We start from the raw sequence: 20,934 nt of genomic DNA, 5'->3' as shown, positions 1-20,934 counted from the left end.
TCTCTTCACACGTCATTTTCACTTTTCAACCCGCTATATAAGTAAACGTTTTCAATTGTGTGCAGTCTTGTTAGAAATGGAATTTATTGAATAGGGAAACGGAATGGAAAACTCTTTCCATTCCGTATATTTAATTTTACAATTTCACAGCTTCTTTTTGCGGTGCTTCTTCTCTTGTATAACGAAGGACCGGCTGTCTTGCCGCTTTTACTTCATCAAGTCGATTAATGATCGTTGTATGCGGGGCAGATAAAACGATCTCAGGGTTTTCTTCGACTTCTTTAGCAATTTGGATCATAACATCGCTGAATGCATCAAGCGTTTCTTTAGATTCCGTTTCAGTTGGCTCAATCATCATGCATTCCTCTACATTTAAAGGGAAATAAATAGTCGGCGGATGGTAACCAAAGTCTAACAAACGTTTCGCGATATCAAGCGTTCTTACGCCAAGCTTTTTCTGTCTGGAGCCGGATAAAACAAATTCATGTTTACACACCTGCTTGTATGGCGCTTCAAAATAAGGCTCAAGCTTTTTACGAAGATAATTGGCATGCAGCACAGCGCTTTCTGATACTTCGCGCAAACCTTCTGGACCCATCGTACGAATATAAGTGTAAGCGCGTACAAGAATGCCGAAGTTTCCGTAATAGCCTTTTACGCGTCCAATCGACTGCGGATGATTAAAGCTTATACTATAGTTCTCATTGTCTTTTTCAATACGCGGTACCGGTAAGTATGGGATTAATTCTTTTTTCACGCCAACAGGACCAGCACCCGGGCCTCCTCCGCCGTGCGGTGTTGTAAAGGTTTTATGAAGATTTAAGTGAACAATGTCAAAGCCCATTTTCCCTGGCGTTGTTTTTCCTAAAATTGCGTTAGCATTGGCACCATCATAATATAAGAGGCCGCCTGCTTCATGAACAACACGGGCAATTTCAACGATTTCTTTTTCAAACAAACCAAGTGTATTCGGATTTGTCAGCATTAAAGCTGCCGTATTAGAATCAACATGTTTCTTTAACTCTTCTAAATCAACTAAACCATCTTGATTGGAAGGAATTGTAACGGTATCAAATCCGGCAACTGCGGCACTCGCTGGGTTTGTACCGTGCGCTGAGTCAGGGACAAGTACTTTCTTTCTCGTTTCACCTTTTGCTTCAAGATAAGCCTTCACCATCATCAGCCCTGTCCATTCGCCTTGAGCACCTGCGGATGGCTGAAGGGTGACCGCATCCATGCCGGTAATTTCAGCAAGATCTTCTTGTAATTCATATAAAAGCTTTAATGCTCCTTGCGCCGTTTCAGCAGGCTGATACGGATGAATCCGGCTAAATCCATCGTAACGAGCAACATCTTCATTAATTTTCGGATTGTATTTCATCGTACAAGAACCAAGCGGATAAAAGCCGTTATCAATGCCATGATTTTTATTGGAAAGTGCAGTGTAGTGACGGACAAGCTGAAGCTCAGATACTTCAGGAAGCTCTGCCGGCACGGAACGAATCAAATGCTTGGGAAGCTTATCGCTTAAATTCACTTTCTCAACATCACTTGGCGGAAGACTTGCGCCCACTCGTCCTGGACGGCTGCTTTCAAAAATTAATTCATTATGCTCAACCATTTACGATCGCCTCCAATGTCTCAACAAATTTATCGATTTCTTCTTTTGTGCGCTGCTCTGTTACCGCAATCAGCATATGATTAGAAAATGCGTAGTCATTTTCTAAACTAAAGCCGCCAATCATACCTGCTTCTAGCAGCTTTTCATTTACGATTTTCACATAAAGCGGCAGTTCTACAACAAATTCATTGAAAAATGGTGCTTCATTACCAACAATAAAGCCTTTTTCTTGTAAACGTTTTGCCATATAATCGGCTTTTTCAACGTTAAGCTGAGCCATTTCGCGAATGCCGTGCTTGCCTAGCGCTGACATGCAAACTGCAGAGGCAAGCGCATTTAATGCTTGGTTTGAACAAATATTTGATAAAGCTTTATCACGGCGAATATGCTGTTCGCGCGCTTGTAATGTTAAAACAAAGCCGCGGCGTCCTTCTTCATCTGTCGTCTGCCCTACAATACGACCTGGAACTTTACGCATATATTTTTTACGAACGGCAAAATATCCGCAGTGCGGGCCGCCAAATGACATCGGCACACCTAATGGCTGCATATCACCTACAACAATGTCTGCTCCTAAGTTACCTGGGGATTCAAGCAGCGCAAGCGCTAATGGATTTGCGCTTACAATCAGCATCGCTTTATGAGCATCTGCAATCTTTTTAATTTCAGCTAAATCTTCAATCGAGCCGAAAAAGTTTGGATACTGCACAATAACAGCTGCTGTGTCGCTGGAAATTTGCGATTTTAATTTTTCTAAATCGGTAATCTCAGAAACTAGCTCAATTTCTTCAACGTGATAGCCTGGTCCGTTTGCGACTGTTTTTAAAATCGAGCGTGATTCCGGATGAACCGCTTTTGAAACAAGTACTTTTTGTTTACGTGAGGCTGACACGGCGAGTGATGCCGCTTCAGCTAGTGCTGTAAAGCCGTCATACATTGAAGAGTTTGCGACATCCATTCCTGTTAGCTCACAAACCATTGTTTGAAATTCAAAAATAGCCTGCAGCTCGCCTTGACTAATTTCCGGCTGATAAGGTGTATATGCTGTGTAAAACTCTGAGCGTGAAATCATATGATTCACCACACTTGGAATGTAATGATCATATGTACCTGCTCCTAAAAAAATGGGATATTGGTTTGCATTTTTATTAAGTGATGCGAGTTTCTGCATCTGTTTTACTAAGAGCGGTTCAGGAACAGCCGCCGGAATGTTAAGTTCGCCCTCTAAGCGAATACTTTCCGGCAAATCTTCAAACAGCTCATCTGTTGAGGAAATATTTAAAAAGGAAAGCATCTCCTTTTTATCCTGTTCTGTATCAGGAAGATATCTGTAAGTTGTCGTCATCTTACTCCGCTCCTTCATCAATAAATGCTTGATACTCTTCATCATTCATTAGTGACGCTAACTCCTCTGGATGTGACAATTCAATTTCAACTAACCAGCCTGCCTTGTAAGGATCTTCGTTAATCACTTCAGGAGCGTCTTCTAACTCTTCGTTTACGTTCACAACCGTTCCAGATACCGGTGTATAAATTTCTGACACCGCTTTTACAGATTCAATCGAGCCCATTGTGTCGTCAGCGGTTACTTCATCGCCAACTTCCGGATTTTCAACAAAAACAATATCGCCTAACTGCTTTTGTGCGTATTCTGAAATACCAATTCGAACTTTATTGCCTTCTAATTGTAATACCCATTCATGTTCCTTGCTGTATCGTAAATTTGCTGTTGCATTTGCCATTGTTCTTCTCTCCCTTTATAGTATTTTAATAGTTTGTTAGTCTTTTTTATAAAATGGTGCTTTCACAACAACTGCGTCAATTTTTTTCTTTCGTACTTCAATTTTAAGAGGCGTTCCAATTTCTGCGTATTCTGCTTTCACAAGCGCAAGTCCGACACTTTTCTTTAAGGTTGGTGAATGAGTCCCTGATGTAATAAAGCCGATGTCTTCTTCTGTTTCAGAAAGAACCGGATAACCGTGCCGAGGAATGCCGCGCCCTGTTACTTCAATACCGACTAATTTACGTGTTAATCCTTGCTCTCTTTGCGCTTGAAGCACTTCTTTTCCGACGAAATCGCTTTCTTTTTTCGTTTTTACACAAAAGCCGATGCCTGCTTCAAGTGGGCTAATGTCTTTTGTAAGCTCCTGACCGTAGAGCGCAAGACGTGCTTCCAAGCGAAGGGTATCACGCGCGCCAAGTCCGCACGGTTTTAAGCCGTCTTCTTCTCCAGCTTCTAAAAGCTTATCCCAAAGCTCAGCTGCATTTTCCCCATCTAAATAAAGCTCAAAACCGTCTTCTCCTGTATAACCGGTACGTGAAACAAGAACATGTTGAATACCCGCAACCGTTACATGTTGTTTAAACTTAAAAAAGCCAATTTCTGATAAATTCGTATCGGTTAGCTTTTGTAAGATCGCTTCTGCCTTTGGTCCCTGTAGGGCAAGCTGCGCTGTTTCACTAGAAATATTTTTAAGTGTGACGTTTCCTTTTAGATTTTCTTTCATCCACTTCACATCTTTTTCAATGTTGGAAGCATTAATCACGAGTAAATATTTTTCTTCAGCTAACTTGTAAACGAGTAAATCATCAACTGTCCCGCCATCCGGATAGCACATTGCCGTATAGTGTGCTTGATCGATTGCTAGTTTTGTAACATCATTTGTAACAAGATAATCAATCGCACATTCTGCATCTTTTCCTTCAATAAGCACTTCGCCCATGTGCGACACATCGAACAAACCTGCTTTATTTCTTACGGCTTCATGTTCTTCGATAATGCTTGAAAATTGTACCGGCAGTTCCCAGCCTCCAAAGTCAATCACCTTGGCTCTATACTTTTTATACGTATCAAAAAGCGGTGTACGCTTTAATACTGTTTCAGTCTCCATTCCGATTCCTCCAACATTATGATTTCTTTTTTTAGAAAAGCGTAAGCGCCTTGCTTATCCCCGATAAGCAAATGTTCTTACAACGAAAAGGTGCTTTTTACCTTTACGTTGTAAGGTTATTTGACTCGAGGGGATAGGCGCTGAAGCTGGACATTAACATTAACCTTATACTTTCTTATTCTTAAATAAACGCTCTTTTACTTTTTGTCCGGTTTCTGTCATCGCAAGCCCGCCAAGTGATGTTTCTCTCAGGGTTCGCGGCATATCTTTTCCCACCTTGTACATCGCTTCAATCACTTCATCACACGGAATTCTGCTTTCAATGCCGGCAAGCGCTAAATCAGCGGCGGAAAAGGCAATCGATGTGCCAATTACATTTCGTTTAATACAAGGAACCTCGACAAGACCTGCAACAGGATCACAGACAAGTCCGAGCAGTGATTTCATCGCAATTGCTGTCGCATGAACAGCCTGCTTTGGTGTACCGCCTTTTAATTCAACAATCGTCCCTGCTGCCATCGCTGCTGCTGAACCGACTTCTGCTTGACATCCGCCTGCTGCGCCTGAAATAAACGAACGATTTGCAATTACATAGCCGAGCGCACTCGCTGTAAAAAGACCCATCACGAGCTCTTTAAACGGTGTGTTGTCATTTTTATGAAGCGAAAACAATACACCCGGTAAAATCCCGGCAGCTCCTGCTGTTGGTGTTGCGACAATAACACCCATTCTGGCGTTACTTTCAGAAGTTGCGAGTGAAAATGTCATCGCATTGCTAATATAAGAACCTGACAGGGCTTTACCGCTTTTCACATAGTCATTCATTTTAACAGCGTCACCGCCAGAAATACCGCTCGGCGCTTCAGAAGCGTCTGCTTTCCCTTGATCGACCGCTTCTTTCATTTTTAAAAGGCGTTCTTCCATCATTGCAACAATCGTTTCTTGATCTTTTCCTGATTTCTCGGCTTCCATTATCAGCATGATTTCACCGATCGTTTTTTGTTTCTCGTCGCAAATCTGAATAAGTTCTTTCATTGATCCGATATCCATTACGCACCAACCATTTCCTGAAGTTTATATGGACGATAACGATTTGCAAGCTCAGTCATGTTATCACTTGTACTTAAGCGAATATCGGTCATTTCATCATTGATCATAAAGATTTTTGATAATCCGCCGCCAAGCGAGGCACCGCCAACTGTCACAACGCGCTCTCCTCGCTCTGCTTTGATAACCGCTGTGTTCGGATGTTGAAAGTATGGACAAGTTTCTTCGAGTTTAAATTGATACGTAAGCTCATACTGTTTTGTTAACTGCAGCGAGTATTTAATCCGCGCATCATTTGTGTTCATTCCGAGCAGTCCGCCAAGAAGTGCTTTATTTGTTCCGTGTCCTTCATAGGTTTCGGCAAATGAATCATAGAAAATAATATTCGCTTTTTCAGGGCATCCCCCTAACAGTTCATGGACGAACTTTCCGATTGAGACAACGCCTGCCGTATGTGAGCTTGATGGACCTACCATAATCGGGCCGATAATATCAAAACAGCTTTGAAACTCCATCATCATGCTCCTTTCTTAAACAGCTGCAGTTTGCTGAAATAATGGATACGATTCACAAATCGCTTTTGTTATTTCTTTTGCCTTTCTAAGTGTGCTTTCCTCTTCATTGCTCTTAAGCACAGATGCTATGACTTCACCGATTTTTACCATATCTTCCTGCTTCATGCCGCGTGTTGTCAGTGCCGCTGTTCCCATGCGAATTCCGCTTGTAACAAACGGACTTTCAGGATCATATGGAATCGTATTTTTATTAACCGTAATGCCTGCTTTTTCGAGGAGGTGTTCGGCTTCTTTTCCGGTAAGATTCCACGGACGAACATCTAACAGCACAATATGATTATCCGTGCCCCCGGAAACAAGGGCTGCTCCTTCTTTTAACAGCGTATCACCGAGTGTTTTCGCATTTTCGATCACCTGCTGTGCATAATCTGTAAAGCTCGGCTGCAGTGCTTCCTTAAATGAAACAGCTTTTGCAGCAATAATGTGCATTAACGGACCGCCTTGGAGACCTGGAAAAACAGCTTTATTAATTTTTTTAATGATGTCTTCATCATTTGTTAAGACGATGCCGCCGCGCGGTCCTCGTAATGTTTTATGCGTTGTACTTGTTACAACGTGAGCGTGCGGTACGGGTGATGGATGAAGTCCTGCAGCGACAAGGCCTGCAATATGAGCCATATCAACCATTAACAGTGCGCCAATTTTGTCGGCGATTTCTCGAAAACGCTTAAAGTCAATCACACGCGGGTAGGCGCTTGCACCGGCAATAATAAGTTTCGGCTTTTCCTTTAAGGCCGTTTTTTCCACTTCCTCATAATCGATTAAGTGGTTATCTTCTCGTACACCGTATGACACAACATCAAACCATTTTCCAGAAATGCTGACCGGACTTCCGTGTGTTAAATGACCGCCGTGCGATAAATTCATGCCCATTACTTTATCACCAGGCTGAAGCAGTGCGTAAAAGACAGCCATATTCGCCTGTGCGCCTGAGTGCGGCTGCACATTAGCGTATTTTGCATCAAACAGCTTTGTAAGGCGTTCGATCGCTGTTTTCTCGGCCACATCTACAAATTCACATCCACCGTAGTAACGTTTACCGGGATAACCTTCTGCATACTTATTGGTCATCACGCTTCCCATCGCTTCTAATACATCGGAACTAACAAAGTTTTCTGAAGCAATTAGTTCGAGCGTTTCATGCTGACGCTTCTCCTCCTGTTGAATCGCTTCAAAAATTGTTGAGTCATTGTGCTGCAAACTCATGTTTTGCCCTCCTTAAACATTTTTAGCATCTCTTGAAAATCACGATAGTGTATTCCTATCACCATTCCGCTTCCCTTTTCTGCACGCAAAAAAGGACAGAGAAGGGTAGCGTTTCTCCCCTTCTCTGTCCTTTTTACCTGAGAGTTTAACTCCATGATCGTCCATGAAGTCTTCCCCTTTGGTGGCGTAGTTAACTATGTATTCCTGCTGCTTACGCGCTCTCCAGAGATGCGTCCAGTTATGGTTCCTCCTACCTGAGAGATTTGTTCCAAGGGTCTTTTTGGAACTTGCTCCTTCGGCGGCGGCTTACTTCCGCGCTCTCCCACAACCGTCATCCGCTCACTATTTAATTATTGTTAGTTTTAGAATAATCTACGAAAATATGAAAGTCAAGATGTTTTTTGTAAGCGCTTTAACCGGTGTTATTTCAATATTAAAAAACAATTGTTTTATTGCCGTAAACAAGAACTTTATCTTCAATATGCCAAGATACTGCCTGTGCGAGCACCATTTTTTCAATATGCCGGCCTGCGATTTTTAAATCTTCTGCCGAATAGCGGTGATTGACTCTTTGCACATCCTGCTCAATAATCGGTCCTTCGTCAAGATCATTCGTTACATAGTGAGCAGTCGCACCAATTAATTTTACGCCGCGGTTAAAGGCGCGTACATAAGGATTTGCCCCAACAAAGGCCGGTAAAAAGGAATGATGGATGTTGATGATTTGCTCGCGGTATTTAGAAATAAACTCTGGCGACAAAATTTGCATATAACGGGCAAGCACAATGAAATCAACTTTTCCATCAAGCAGTTCAAGCGTTTTTCGCTCTGCTTCTTCTTTCGTCTCATGTGTTAACGGAATATGATAATACGGAATGCCATACGCTTCAACTTCTTTTCTTAAATCAGGATGATTGCTGATCACCATCGCAATATCCACATCGATTTCTTTTGATTTCCAGCGCCAAATAAGTTCTGTCAAACAATGATTCGTTTTCGACACAAAGATTGCCATTCTTTTTCGTTGTTTACTATTGCTTAAACGGTATTCGAGTGAGTGTTTCTCTGATAAATTTACTAAATTGTCTTCAATTTTTTGATAAGAAGTCTCAAAATCTTCTAATTCAAATTCAATACGCATAAAAAACATTCCATCTCTAGGGTCGGTTGTATGCTGATCAAAATGGACGATATTTGCTTTATGTTCTAATAAAAAATGTGAAACAGCTGAAATAATCCCAGGTTTTTCAGGACATGTAATTAATAATCTTACACGGTTTTTATCAGATCGCAGTGACATTGTTTTTTCCCCCATTTTAAATAATTTCAATTGCACAGTCAGAAGATTCATAGCTTTCGCCAACTAAAAAGCCGAGTTCAGACGTATAATCAATGTTTGTTTCTTCTGTTAAATAACGCTTTGTAAAACGGTCAATTCTAATTTGGATCCCCTCATGTTCAATGATGGTATCACCGCGTCTTGCTTCAGTAAAAACAAGTGAGAATTTCACACTAAGTCCGCAGCCTCCAGCTAAATCGGCATCAATGCGCGGAAATTGTTCCTCTTTTAAATTCATTGCTTTCAACTGAGTCAATGCTGAATTTGTTAATGTAATGACCATGTCCTCTTCTCCTTCCACCTGTATATTTTTCTATTTTCGCACGCAAAAAAGGACAGAAAAGGGCAGCAGTTTCCTGCTCCCTTCTCTGTCCTTGTACCTGAGAGATTAACTCTTAAATGATATGAGTCTTCCCCTTTGGTGGCGTACTCGTTTACGCGCTCTCCAGAGTTGCGTCCAGTTGTGGTTCCATCTACCTGAGAGATTTGTTTCAAGGGTTTTTTTGAAACTTGCTCCTTCGGTGGCGTTTGCAATGCACTCTCCCACAACGATCATTCGCTTATGTACAATTGTTATTTTTAGAATAATACCTAAAAAAATGAAAGTCAATTGTTTTTTTAAAGCGGTTACAAACAAAAAAGTGAAAAATTCTACCGCCCAGGAAATACAAAGGTCTCTTTTAAATGGCACGCCAGCTGTATTTTCAGAGAGTCTTTCGGATCGTTTAAATTTAATTGCAGTAATTCTTCAATTTTTTTCAAACGCTGATAAAGTGTATTAATGTGAATATGAAGATGATTTGCTGTTTCATTAACCGATTTATTTAACTCAATATACGTTAAAAGAGTTAATTCCAACTGATTTTTCTTTGCTCTTGTTGTATGTAAAGGCTTAAAGAAGTCTTCTAGAAATTCTTGTATTTCATTTGTATCCTGATTAATAAACAAGCGATTTACACCAATGCTTTCATACGCAATGATACCTGTCTCTTTTTTATTAATCATATACACCGCTGCTTTTTTTGCTTCATAATAGCTTTTCGCAATATGATGTGCTCCCTGTTTACTGGAACCAATTCCTCCATATAACAAACCATCATGACTGCTTGTCCACGTATTAATAATGGTTTTAAGTTCCTTTATTATACCTGTTAATACGGAACGAGCTGTTAATGAACCGAGAAAAATGATTTTATTATGAAAACCATAAATAAGGTTTACAGCTGAAACTTTCTTTTTAATTAAAGAGATGATGCTGTGAATGTCCGCTTCAAGCTTATGAAAATCTTTATAATTCACAAGCTCAACAACGCCGGCAAAAAAATAGGAAGCCGGATCAAGGTTAAATTCTTTTCGCTTTGCTATTAACAACTGAGGTTCTTTACTTTCAATCAATTCATTAAAAAATTCATGTGTTTTCTTATAATAAATTTCTTCTAATGTATGTTTTTTGACAAGCTCAAGAGCAAGTATCGCCCCGCCCTGCTCGATAATCATTTTGTTAATAAAAGAAAGAGCATGAATCGAATGAAATACAAAACAACCGAGAAAAACCGAACCATTTACAATCGGATAAAGGTAATAATGTTCAATATTTGTTTGACACATCTCAATAGTCGTTAAGCCATTTTCCTTCTTCACTATCTGTAATATTTCTTCTGCATGAAAAGGTGCCTTTTGAGTTTCTTTGCTGTGATACCATTCATTTTCCACATAATCAAAAAATGAAATTTTATTGTTCATCATTCTGCTAATCTCTTTCACAATCGGTGGGATCCCCTTATTCTGCAAGGAAAGCTTAATAAGTGTTTCGTGGACTTCATTTCTATTTGAAAGCTCCTGCAATCTTTCTTTTACCTCTGTATAAAGACGGGCGTTTTGAATGGCTACTGCAGCTTGAGAAGCAAATCCCTGCAGTAGCCGTAAATCCGCTTCCGTAAATTTTCCGTTTGTATTAAATTGGTGAATCGTCATCACACCAATTCGCTTCGTTCCAATCGATACCGGTACACTTACAAGAGCATGTACACTTTTATTTTTAATTGAAGCATTTAATATTACTAGATTTTCTTTAGATATCTCGTTTTCTTCCACACTTTTATAAATTTCATCCTTTGAATGATAGATAAGCGGCTCACCAACTTCATAAACCATGCCCGTAATAGATTCTCCTGGTTTTATCTTAAACAACTCCATTTCAGGACCAAATCCAACCGCAGCTTTAGGTACTAACCGCTCTTCTTCATCATCATAAAGTTGAAGAAACCCCGCATTTGCCGTTGGTATGACTGACAATGCGTTTTTTACTATTTTTTTTAATAACTCATCCACCACAAGTGACGAAGAAACAGATCGAATGCTGTCAATGACTGTATTTAATTCAACATCTTTTGTTTGCATTAAGTTTTTTGTGTAAAAAAGGTCAAACCCGATAAATAAATAATCTAAATCGTGCTTAGTTAAAGGAAAAGCGTCCCTAGAGCGAAGCAGGACAGAATAGCCGGATGAATATTGAAAGGAAATATACCTATTATCCCCTTCATAAAAAATATCGTACTTCTCGTCCTTATTACTTGTTAATACATTTATATTTACCTCTTCCATCTCTCCTTTTGCATAAATAAGTCGGTAAGATGTATCGTTTGGATCCTGCATCCATATTTCATAGGATACCTCGTTACATAGATCATTTAAAAAAGCGACAACAGGTTTTATTGCTTCCATTACCAGCTTCCACCCTTCTCCTATATAAGATATTCCATTTTTCATACTCTATATATGTAATATATTACATTGTTTTACCTTTAACAATGCCTTAACATTATAAATAATCAGAAAATAAAGTCTTTTAAAAATCAACAAAATAAGGATGCAAAAAATGAAGGCTCTTTCTATAAGGGATGATAATTAAAAATACGAAATGATTACAACGTTCTCTATCAACAAAAATTTTTATAGAAAATTTTAAAAGGGGGAATTTTATTTTGGAAAAAGTAATGCAAACGGCAAATAGCTTTCCACTTTGGATTTTTGCTTCACTTGTCGCTGCAGTCGTTATTTTTCAAGCGATTATTTTTATGAGACTAGCCTCAAAAGCAAGTTCGTCTGTCGGCATGACTGCAGGAGAAGTGAAATCCGCAATAAGAGCCGGCGCGATTAGCTCTTTAGGTCCTTCGTTAGCAATTGTTGTGGTTGCAATTTCCTTTATGGCACTCGTTGGCAATCCTGTGACGTTAATGCGAATCGGGATTATCGGCTCTGCCGCAATTGAAACGGTCGGGGCAAGCATTGGTTCAAAAGCTGCCGGCGCTGATTTAGGTTCCGCTGATTATACGGTACAAGCTTTTACCGCTGCAGTTTGGGTAATGTGCCTTGGGGGAATGGGCTGGCTGTTATTTACGGCCTTATTTACAAAATCACTCGGAAAACTACAGCAAAAAGCAGCTTCAAACAGTAAAAATGTCAGCCTATTAAATACAATTTCTATTGCGGCGATGGTTGGGGCTTTCGGTTATCTCGGAGGCAGCGAAATGGTAAAAGGAAGAAGTGAATTTATCGTATTAATCGTTTCATTTCTCGTTATGCCGCTTATAATCATGGCTGCAAATAAGCTGAATGTAACTTGGTTAAAAGAATGGTCATTAGGTCTCGTTATTATTGTCGGATTAGTTGTCGGCTACTTTATTTCTTAAAGAAGAAAGGCAGGAGAAGTGCAATGTCAGTAAATAAAGAACAAAAAGATCTCACGTTCAGTGCTCCCTTGACCGAAACAGCGCCAATATCCACTGCTCAAGCAATTAATTTTGAGACCTATCACCTGAAATCTCATTTTTGGGGCCGCTTAACGATTTGGACGATTATTATTTTAACGTTACTCGTTCCTCTTTATCTGTCGTTTGGACTTGGTTTTCATCCTGGCTGGTCAGCGATTATTTCCGGATTTACTGCTTATGCTTCCATTGTTATGTTTGTTTGGGTTCTTGAACCGATTAGTTATTATCCGATTTTAGGTGTTTCCGGAACATATCTTGCCTTTTTAACTGGGAATATTGGAAACATGTGTCTTCCGTGCGCCTCTGTTGCCCAAAGCGTAGTCGGTGCAGAACCTGGGACGAAAAAAGGTGAAATTACAGCATCGCTAGCAATTGCTACTGCTTCTCTTGTGAATATTATTATTCTTATCGCTGTTATACTAAGCGGGTCTTACTTAATTTCCTTGTTTCCACAGTCGGTATTAGAAAACTTCCGCTTCGTTCTTCCTGCCATATTCGGAGGAGTAATTGCACAGTTTGCTGTTAAAAAACCTTTATTCGGAGCAGTTGGAATTGCTTTTGGACTATTTGTCAATCTCGGTCCGGTCCCCCGCGCCTTTCAAACTTTTTTATGTATCCTCGGCACCGTTGTAGTTTGTATCCTTTTAGAAAAAATGAAAAAACAGAAAGAACATGCCTAATTTTTATTATTAATGGAGGAATAACATGAGTAAAGAAACACTGCTGCAGTGGATGACTGCAAATGAAACTAAATTTACTGCAATGGCTCAAAAAATTTGGGAACACCCTGAAGTGGCTTATGAAGAAAACTATGCAAGTAAATTACAGAAAGTAAAATTAAAAGAAGAAGGCTTTAGCATTCAGTCCTCGATTGGAAGCATACCTACTGCATTTGTTGCTGAATACGGCTCTGGAAAACCGATCATCGGAATATTAGGAGAATTTGATGCATTACCCGGACTTTCCCAAACAGTGAATATAGTGCAGGAACAAGCTGTATCAAATGGTCCCGGACATGGATGTGGACACAACTTATTAGGAACCGCCGGTGTTGAAGCTGTGATCGCTTTAAAAAAAGTGATGAATGACCATCACTTAAACGGAACGATTCGTTATTACGGCTGTCCGGCTGAGGAAGTGCTGTCAGGAAAAACGTATATGGCTAAAGAAGGCGTTTTTGATGATTTAGACTGTGCGTTAACGTGGCATCCATGGACATCAAATTTCGTTTTACATAAGAGCATGCAGTCTGCCGTATCAATTAAATATCATTTTAAAGGAACACCGACACATGCGGCGGCCTCGCCTCATGCCGGAAGAAGTGCGCTTGATGCTGTTGAGCTTATGAATGTTGGCTCAAATTATTTACGTGAACATATTGTCGATGGCGCACGCATTCATTATGTAACTACAAATGGCGGCCTTTCTCCAAATATTGTCCCTGAGCATGCTAGTGTGTGGTACTATTTACGGGCTGCGACGAAAGAACAAGTTGATGATATGCTTAGAAGAGTCGAAAAAATTGCCCAAGGTGCGGCACTTATGACTGAAACAGAAGTACGCTCGGAAATTGAGGCATTTCCTTATAACACCCTGCCAAATGATCCTTTAAATGAAATAATGTTTGATAATATGAAATGTGCAAACTCCTTACATTTTACGAATGAAGAAAAAAAATGGGCTGAAGCGTTAGTGAAAACGATCGATCCTGCGATTGTAAAAGCAGCAAATGAAACTGAAAAGGAGCTTCTTTCTTCCTCTTACCAAAACGATACAAGCACGAAAGGAAAATCAATGAGCGGCTCGACTGACGTTGGCGATGTAAGCTGGATTACACCAACTGCAACTGTTATGACAACATGCGCCCCTACTGGCGTTCAGCTCCATACATGGCAGGCCACAGCGTCATTTGGTTCATCAATCGGCTTTAAAGGGATGCATCTAGCAGCTCAAACGATGGCACTTTCCGCGTATGACTTGTTAATCAATAAAGACGATGTTTTAAATAAAGCAAAAGAGGAATTTAAAATACGTACAGAAGGAAAGCCGTATACTGCGGGGATTCCAGCAAAATTTAAACAAGCGGCTGAATTTCGTTAAATTAAACAATTTGTTAGTACATAAGACCTTAGTACAAGTTCTTTGTAATGGGGTCTTTTTTGTGCTAACTAAAAGGGGTGTCTCATTAGGGTCTGAATCTATGCTTTTGAGACAGCCCCTACTTTTTATTTAAAACTCTTTCTCAACCGCCAATTGAGGGTGACGCTGCTTTTTTGGTTTTGACGAGGAGAAAACTAGTAAGCCGATTCCAATGATCAGAAGCGAAATCCCAAACCAGGAAATAAAACTTAACTTCTCTCCTACTAAAAATACACCTAATAAGGCCGCTGTTAACGGTTCGGCTAAAGACAATGTGACCGCTGTTGATGACGGAACATTTCTCAACCCTTTCGCAAACAGAAAATAAGAAATTCCTGTTGTGACAATGCCAAGATGAAGACTGACGGCGATTCCTTGAAAGCTCATCATCCACGACATCTCATATAGGAATAAAAACGGCGATAAAAACAGGGCGCTTAATGTAAACACGACTGCAACAACCGATAATGAAGAATAGTTTCTTACGAGCTTTTCACTTACTAACGTATAGCTCGCAAATGATAACCCAGCCCCAAGCGCCATTAAAATACCCGCTGGCTCTATATTGACTGATTGTTTATTACTAAAAAGCATCAAACAGCCAAGTATTGATAAACCCGTCGAAACCCACCATACATTCGTCGGACGTTTTTTTAAGAAAAGCCATTCTAATACCCCTGATAAAATCGGCGCACTGCCAATCGCAATCACCGTTCCAACCGCCACTCCTGTCATTGTAACGGCTGAGAAAAATAACGGCTGATAAAAAGCCATACTTAACGCCGCTAATACCGTTGCTTTCATCGGCCAATTTTTTAAGTTTAACTGCCCTAGGATAAGCACTACAATTAATAACGAAAGCCCCCCTACTGCTAAGCGCGCCGCCCCAATCGCAATTGGATGGGCCGCCTCAGGAGCAAAGATCTGCGCTGTCCCCGTTGTTCCCCAAAGCATTGCGGCAAATAAAACGAAAAATGCTGAAAACTTACCTTTCATATTATCCACTCCATTTACAAAAGCATAAGCGCCTTGCTCCCCTATTAGCGAGAGTAGACGCTGAAGCTAGACATTAAAATTTGTTCTTTTTTAAAAGATAAAAAACCTTAAACCCATTATAGAAGAATACAAAAAATTCTTCTTTACAGATTTTAAGGTTCTTTTTATCTAAAATAAAGATTTCGATATTTTTGCGGCGGCATTCCCGCGCATTTTACAAACCACCTCGTAAACGAAGAGGAATTTTCAAAACCTAATTCTTCACTAATCGATGTGATCGGCCATGTTGTTTCTGTTAACAATCGCTTCGCCTCATTAAAACGCAGTTCTAACATATATTCTTTCGGACTTTTTCCCGTTTTCTGCTTAAACCATGATGTATAGTAAACAGGATGATAATGCTCCAGTGCCGCTAACTCTTCCACTTTAATTGCTTCCTTATAATGGTTATGAATATAATCCAGCGAAGGCGATTCGGGCGTTTTTAATTTGTGTGCTACGTACCTTGTTAGATCTTGCAATGCAGGAGATGAATTTTCTTGATGTTGAGCTTCTTCTAATAATAAAAAGCGAATCGAAGCCCACTGTTGGTCAAGCTTCATATACATACTTTCCGTTTCGCCCGGTAAATAGTAACTCGGAATATCTAAAATTAAAAATTCATTTCGATCCATCGAGCGGTACACATGATTGCACTCAGGAGGAAGATACAAGCAGTAGTCTGGTTTAAGATCGATGTTTTGGTGTGTTGTCTGCAAATCTAAAGAACCGTGCAGCGGAAAGAGAAACTGTCCAAAATCGTGATGATGAGAATCAAACTCCCTTGAATACGTTCGTTTCTCACAAACTACTTTCTTGCCACTTTTCATGGTCTCTCCTCCTTCACTCTTCTTGAAAAAATATTATATCGCGGTTTAATAAAAAAAGCATCCAATATTATGGAGAATTTACAAGTACATAATGATTACAAAAAAATGATGGAGATGGCATACGAAGGCTCTACTTTTGCAAAAGATAACACCGAAGATCCGATTGAAGTTGCGAGATTAATTAAAAAGATCGTATTTGATAAAAAACCTGCTTTTTATCACCCGATTGGAAAAGGGATCAAAGCGATTTTGTTTTTGAAGAAGCTATTGCCTTGGTCTTTTATTGAAAAGATGATTATAAAGAAAATGGCATAAGAAAAAAGGGATGTCTCAAAAACATAGAGTCAGATCCTATTGAGACAACCCCTTTCTCCTTTGTCAAACATTGTTATCAATGCTGGATTCTTTAACGCTTACTTCTCTTCTACCAATTTATTCGTTAATGCTCCTAATTTTTCAACTTCAACAGTTACTTCATCCCCCGGCTTTAAGTAGACGCGCTCTTCGATTGGATAGCCTAAAATAACGCCTTCTGGAGTGCCGGTTAAAATAATATCCCCCGGTGTTAACGTCATGTGCTGGGAAAGATAGCTGACAAGCTCGTCCACGTAAAAAATCATATCAGACGTATTTGAGTTTTGACGTTCTTCCCCGTTGACTGTTGTTTTTAACTGAAGGTTGTTCGGATCGCCCACTTCATCAGCGGTCACGAGATAAGGACCGATTGGACCAAAGCCATCACATGTTTTTCCGATTAACCACTGCGGCGTACGCTTCTGAAGATCGCGTGCAGAAAAATCATTTGCTGTGCAGTAGCCAAACACATAATCGAGTGCTTCTTCCTTGCTTACATTTTTCGCTTCTTTTCCGATGACAACGCCTAATTCGACTTCGTAATCTAACCGTTCTGTTACGTTTGGTACCGCAACCTCGCAGTTATGACCTGTAAGCGCATTATTAAATTTATTAAAAATAATCGGCACTTCCGGATACGGCGCTTTCGTTTCATCAGCATGTTTGCGGTAATTTAAGCCAACACACAGAATTTTGTTCGGATGTGTGACACAAGGTCCCCATTGGATTTCATCTTCATCTCTAAGAAACGCTTCTTTTGACGGCAGTTCATTGATATACGCCTCAATTTCAGCAGCCGCTTCCCTTCCCGCTGCAATAACGCCCATAATCGATGTTGCTATTTTATCATCCGGTACTTCCTTTAATGCTGCTTCAAGATCAATAATACCGCTTTCAATTTTAACCCCTAATGATTGCTTGCCGTCTTTGATTAAAGTTAGTAGTTTCATAGACGTACTTCCTCCCTTATATATGTACATTCTCTTATACTATTTATTTCATCTCTATTTTAGCATAATTAGCCAGTTAACTTTATTAATGACACTTATTTTTTTTGAAAATAAAATTATTTCGGACATTTCGACTTTCTTATCATAAATTAGAAAAGACCCTCCCGCTAATGGGCAGAGTCTATTTTAAAAGTTATTCTACAATTTTCAGCAGTTCCAAAATATCCTTTTCAACTACAAGATCAGAAGGAAGATCATTATAGTTAATTTCAAACGCCGCATATCCGCCCGCAGCATGACTTACACCGATACTGATCCCTAAAGCATTCTCAGTGAAATAAGAAAATGCTTCTGAATGCTTTTCAGTACCAATGTCATCGAGTGAATCAGCATTCTCAAAATCACTTGCTGTCACATATTCTTTCAACTCTTTTGCCATTCCTTCATGATCTGGATTTACAGCACGAAAAGCATCTGACTTGAACAGCTCAACGAATGCTTCACTAGGAATGACCACATCTATCAGCTTGATTCTCTTTGCGTTAGTTACATCAATGTTCGTTGTATAGAACATGTGACTTGGATGAGCAGTTCCTTCAACAAAACCCATGCCTGAATACTGTGCACTTAAGAAATACGGATTTTGAAACGAGATCGTATAGTCAATCTCAAGTTCTAAGCCCTCTGTTTCTGGATAAAAGTTCATCACTTTGTATGCTTCAATAAATAATAAATCATTAATTTCGGTTTGTTTTGCTTCATCTGCTAGATTGCTAATTTGAGGATAGGAGATGGTAATATTGTTTTCTTTGTATATTTTTTTTGTTAGTTCATATTCCATATCGGGCTCACTGTTTTCATGTTCACTACTGGAAGTCTTCTCTTTTGGAGTTTCTTCAGGAGCTTCCTTCCCTTCATCTTCTGCTGCATCATTCTCAACATTTTTAGATACCACTTCTTCCTCCACGTTCGGCGATTGATCGTTTTTTGTCTCTTCTGTTTGACCGCAAGCTGTAAGTAAAAGCCCTAGAGACAGGAGTACTGCACAAATCATTCTATTTTTTCTCAATACATTCATTCCCCTTTGAATTTTATATAAATCGTACTCTATGTCACGTAGATTCAATATTTTCTTTATCCCAATTCAAACAAAAACCGACTATACACAATTTATGAATAAAATCTTGTGTATAGTCAGCTATTTCATTAATGTTGCCGTTCGAATAATAAATTAGCGGGACTGTTTTTCAAATCATTCTTTTATTGATCTCATTAACATAAATTCATCGTTTTTTTCTAGGACCTACTAATAATTTAATGGCTGTTCTATTTTCATTATCGATTAAAATATCTGTAAATGCAGGAACAAAAACTAGATCAACACCACCAGGAGCTACAAACCCTCTTGCAATTGCAATCGCTTTAATCGCTTGGTTTAAGGCACCAGCTCCAATCGCTTGAATTTCCGTATTGCCTCTTTCTCTTAATGCTCCTGCAATGGCACCTGCAACTGAATTCGGATTTGATTTTGATGATACTTTTAATACATTATCCATATAATTTTTCCTCCTGTTATTGAATCGCTTGATATGATCACTGCAAAAAATGTAACTAACGTATCTTTAATACTATTCTCATTCAAATCAAACAGAACTAGTAAAATATTGGTCGTAAGTTATACCTTTCGATAACTGACTCCATAATTCCTTTTATAATAAATTAATAGGTGCCGTTCACTTGTCAATGAACCAGATATCTTCAAATTAGTAATGACCATATGGCGATTTTATATGTCATCGTATCGTATACCATTTTCTAATGAAAAAGCGTGCAGTTTATTGTTACACTAAAAAATCCAGTCTCACTTATTTTTAAGCAGAGACTGGATTTTCACTTCTTATTTAGTTCACTCTTTTTCTTCTCATCCACTGCGTTGCTGCCCACTTATCGCCAATGATCACGGGTGCTCCGCCATGCAGAGTTAAATCGTTTAGATTTTGATTATCATAAAAATATTCGAAATACACCGCCATACCTTTTTGTGGAGAAACTGAAAAATTCAGTTTCGGAAAATACGTTTCTCCCCCCTCCTCGACATCATTCAAGTACATGACTAGTGTGCTAATTCTAGGATTGCTTGCTGATGGACTATTCGCTTTAAAAAAGTCAAAGTGAGCTTTATACTCCTGCCCAATTTGATAATTAAGAATTTGTAGACCTTCACCATGTTCATAAGGGATATTCATAATTTGAGAGACTCTTTTTTCAACTCTCGTCACAATGTCACTTTCACCTTCTTGAAGAAACGTGCTGCTGCTTGTTCTCAGTTCATCAACTTCACGCGTATTGCCAATTTTTGAACGATTCATTCTATCTTTGGACAACCTAATTAACTCATCACATTCTTCATCGCTTAAAACATTTCCCAAAATAACGACTAGAGGTTCCTCTAATCTAGCAATGATTTTAATTTCTCGATCTTCCGTTTTGATTTTATTGCCAATGTGATTAAAAATCGTTTGTTCTTTAACCGTTAATTGTTTAGCATCCATTTTCAACTTTCATCAACCTCTTAATTATTTAATTTTTATGAATACTTAGATTGTTTTTGATAGAATTAGCCATTCATTAGGTTTTACTGGTTCACATCGAGAATAACAATTACAACAGCCCTCTTATATGAAGGTTTTTCATCCCCTTTATTACAAAAATAATGTCCATGTTTAATAGTCTTGCTGAAGGCATTTTTTTAATTTTACACCCAGCATTATGGAATTTCTACTATTTTATTTTTCGCAAAAAATTTTAGACTAATAGAAGCTTATTAGAATACAATTTTCTTATTTCTGTTCATCTAAATTTACCGTTCCTAAAAACATATACAAACATAGACAATCTATGTTCAAGCATGTTCCTCAAGTATGAAGATATACTTGGACACCAGGCGAACAATGTTCCTGATGAATAGCGTTAGAGAGTCACACTCTAATCAACCGAACGGAACCATCCATACAAGTTCAGTCTTTCGACTTTACAAGATTTCATCGCATTCCATCACAAATTAATCTCTACTTATTGGAAAATAAATAGGACGAACAGGATAAACATGGGACATGTTTGCTCGGTGAGGGCTGTTAGCGCCCGCTTCAATGTGCTGCGTTTTTCTAAGAAACT

Annotated in this window: 20 protein-coding genes and 2 riboswitches; of the genes, 4 read left to right on the top strand and 16 right to left on the bottom strand. The window is 39.2% G+C overall.

Features of this window, described 5'->3' with window-relative positions; translation table 11 throughout:
* Positions 1-136: 136 nt before the first annotated feature.
* The 10 genes from gcvPB to DS031_RS16620 form a co-directional block, all read right to left on the bottom strand.
* Positions 137-1,621 (bottom strand): aminomethyl-transferring glycine dehydrogenase subunit GcvPB, encoded by a 1,485-nt coding sequence (gene gcvPB / locus DS031_RS16665; RefSeq protein ID WP_113807195.1) that lies wholly within the window; start codon positions 1,619-1,621, stop codon positions 137-139.
* On the bottom strand, positions 1,614-2,966 hold the full coding sequence (gene gcvPA / locus DS031_RS16660) for an aminomethyl-transferring glycine dehydrogenase subunit GcvPA (RefSeq protein WP_113807194.1): 1,353 nt from the start codon (positions 2,964-2,966) through the stop codon (positions 1,614-1,616). The genes gcvPB and gcvPA overlap by 8 nt, the downstream gene beginning before the upstream one ends.
* Position 2,967: 1 nt before the next feature.
* Complete coding sequence (gene gcvH / locus DS031_RS16655; RefSeq protein WP_113807193.1) at positions 2,968-3,363, bottom strand: glycine cleavage system protein GcvH; 396 nt, start codon at positions 3,361-3,363, stop codon at positions 2,968-2,970.
* A gap of 36 nt (positions 3,364-3,399) precedes the next feature.
* Complete coding sequence (gene gcvT, locus DS031_RS16650; protein ID WP_113807192.1) at positions 3,400-4,512, bottom strand: glycine cleavage system aminomethyltransferase GcvT; 1,113 nt, start codon at positions 4,510-4,512, stop codon at positions 3,400-3,402.
* 165 nt (positions 4,513-4,677) lie between these two features.
* On the bottom strand, positions 4,678-5,562 hold the full coding sequence (gene sdaAA / locus DS031_RS16645) for an L-serine ammonia-lyase, iron-sulfur-dependent, subunit alpha (protein ID WP_113807191.1): 885 nt from the start codon (positions 5,560-5,562) through the stop codon (positions 4,678-4,680).
* Positions 5,562-6,074, bottom strand: coding sequence for a serine dehydratase beta chain (locus tag DS031_RS16640; protein ID WP_113807190.1), 513 nt, complete (start codon positions 6,072-6,074; stop codon positions 5,562-5,564). The genes sdaAA and DS031_RS16640 overlap by 1 nt, the downstream gene beginning before the upstream one ends.
* A 15-nt stretch (positions 6,075-6,089) precedes the next feature.
* The gene (glyA, locus tag DS031_RS16635) at positions 6,090-7,340 is read right to left on the bottom strand and encodes a serine hydroxymethyltransferase (protein WP_113807189.1); all 1,251 of its coding nucleotides are present in this window, start codon (positions 7,338-7,340) and stop codon (positions 6,090-6,092) included.
* Between the two features lie 231 nt (positions 7,341-7,571).
* A riboswitch (glycine riboswitch) is annotated at positions 7,572-7,675 on the bottom strand.
* A gap of 98 nt (positions 7,676-7,773) precedes the next feature.
* A complete protein-coding gene (gene purU / locus DS031_RS16630; protein WP_245947487.1) occupies positions 7,774-8,640 on the bottom strand; it encodes a formyltetrahydrofolate deformylase in 867 nt (288 codons plus the stop codon).
* Positions 8,641-8,656: 16 nt separating this feature from the next.
* Entirely contained in the window at positions 8,657-8,962 is a 306-nt protein-coding gene (locus DS031_RS16625) for an iron-sulfur cluster biosynthesis family protein (protein ID WP_113807188.1), read from the bottom strand.
* 171 nt (positions 8,963-9,133) lie between these two features.
* A riboswitch (glycine riboswitch) is annotated at positions 9,134-9,235 on the bottom strand.
* A 95-nt stretch (positions 9,236-9,330) separates the two neighbouring features.
* Positions 9,331-11,403, bottom strand: a complete 2,073-nt coding sequence (locus DS031_RS16620; protein WP_181833198.1) for a helix-turn-helix domain-containing protein — start codon at positions 11,401-11,403, stop codon at positions 9,331-9,333.
* Positions 11,404-11,663: 260 nt separating this feature from the next.
* Here DS031_RS16620 and DS031_RS16615 point away from each other — a divergent pair, with 260 nt between their 5' ends.
* Genes DS031_RS16615 through DS031_RS16605 form a run of 3 tightly spaced genes read left to right on the top strand, consistent with a single transcriptional unit; the run spans position 11,664 to position 14,552 of the window.
* The gene (locus DS031_RS16615; RefSeq protein WP_245947485.1) at positions 11,664-12,371 is read left to right on the top strand and encodes a DUF5058 family protein; all 708 of its coding nucleotides are present in this window, start codon (positions 11,664-11,666) and stop codon (positions 12,369-12,371) included.
* 23 nt (positions 12,372-12,394) lie between these two features.
* Positions 12,395-13,132: a small-conductance mechanosensitive channel gene (locus tag DS031_RS16610; RefSeq protein ID WP_113807186.1), complete on the top strand. Its 738-nt coding sequence runs from the start codon at positions 12,395-12,397 to the stop codon at positions 13,130-13,132.
* Between the two features lie 25 nt (positions 13,133-13,157).
* Positions 13,158-14,552 (top strand): amidohydrolase, encoded by a 1,395-nt coding sequence (locus DS031_RS16605; RefSeq protein ID WP_113807185.1) that lies wholly within the window; start codon positions 13,158-13,160, stop codon positions 14,550-14,552.
* Positions 14,553-14,681: 129 nt separating this feature from the next.
* Here DS031_RS16605 and DS031_RS16600 read toward each other — a convergent pair whose 3' ends face one another.
* On the bottom strand, positions 14,682-15,587 hold the full coding sequence (locus DS031_RS16600) for an EamA family transporter (protein ID WP_113807184.1): 906 nt from the start codon (positions 15,585-15,587) through the stop codon (positions 14,682-14,684).
* A gap of 164 nt (positions 15,588-15,751) precedes the next feature.
* Positions 15,752-16,456, bottom strand: coding sequence for a helix-turn-helix domain-containing protein (locus DS031_RS16595; protein WP_113807183.1), 705 nt, complete (start codon positions 16,454-16,456; stop codon positions 15,752-15,754).
* Between the two features lie 69 nt (positions 16,457-16,525).
* Between DS031_RS16595 and DS031_RS16590 the strand changes: the two genes are divergently transcribed.
* A complete protein-coding gene (locus tag DS031_RS16590) occupies positions 16,526-16,771 on the top strand; it encodes a Rossmann-fold NAD(P)-binding domain-containing protein (protein ID WP_142675789.1) in 246 nt (81 codons plus the stop codon).
* 98 nt (positions 16,772-16,869) lie between these two features.
* Here the strand turns inward: DS031_RS16590 and DS031_RS16585 are convergent, their stop codons facing one another.
* The 4 genes from DS031_RS16585 to DS031_RS16570 form a co-directional block, all read right to left on the bottom strand.
* The gene (locus DS031_RS16585; protein WP_113807181.1) at positions 16,870-17,760 is read right to left on the bottom strand and encodes a fumarylacetoacetate hydrolase family protein; all 891 of its coding nucleotides are present in this window, start codon (positions 17,758-17,760) and stop codon (positions 16,870-16,872) included.
* 193 nt (positions 17,761-17,953) lie between these two features.
* Complete coding sequence (locus DS031_RS16580) at positions 17,954-18,829, bottom strand: polysaccharide deacetylase family protein (protein ID WP_113807180.1); 876 nt, start codon at positions 18,827-18,829, stop codon at positions 17,954-17,956.
* A 214-nt stretch (positions 18,830-19,043) separates the two neighbouring features.
* Positions 19,044-19,316, bottom strand: coding sequence for a stage V sporulation protein S (locus DS031_RS16575; RefSeq protein ID WP_113807179.1), 273 nt, complete (start codon positions 19,314-19,316; stop codon positions 19,044-19,046).
* A gap of 345 nt (positions 19,317-19,661) precedes the next feature.
* Entirely contained in the window at positions 19,662-20,312 is a 651-nt protein-coding gene (locus DS031_RS16570) for a 2OG-Fe(II) oxygenase (protein WP_113807231.1), read from the bottom strand.
* Between the last annotated feature and the right edge of the window lie 622 nt (positions 20,313-20,934).

The sequence above is a fragment of the Bacillus taeanensis genome, assembly GCF_003318295.1.
Classification (GTDB): Bacteria; Bacillota; Bacilli; order Bacillales; family UBA6769; genus Maribacillus; species Maribacillus taeanensis.
This window is presented reverse-complemented; position numbering and strand designations above follow the sequence as displayed.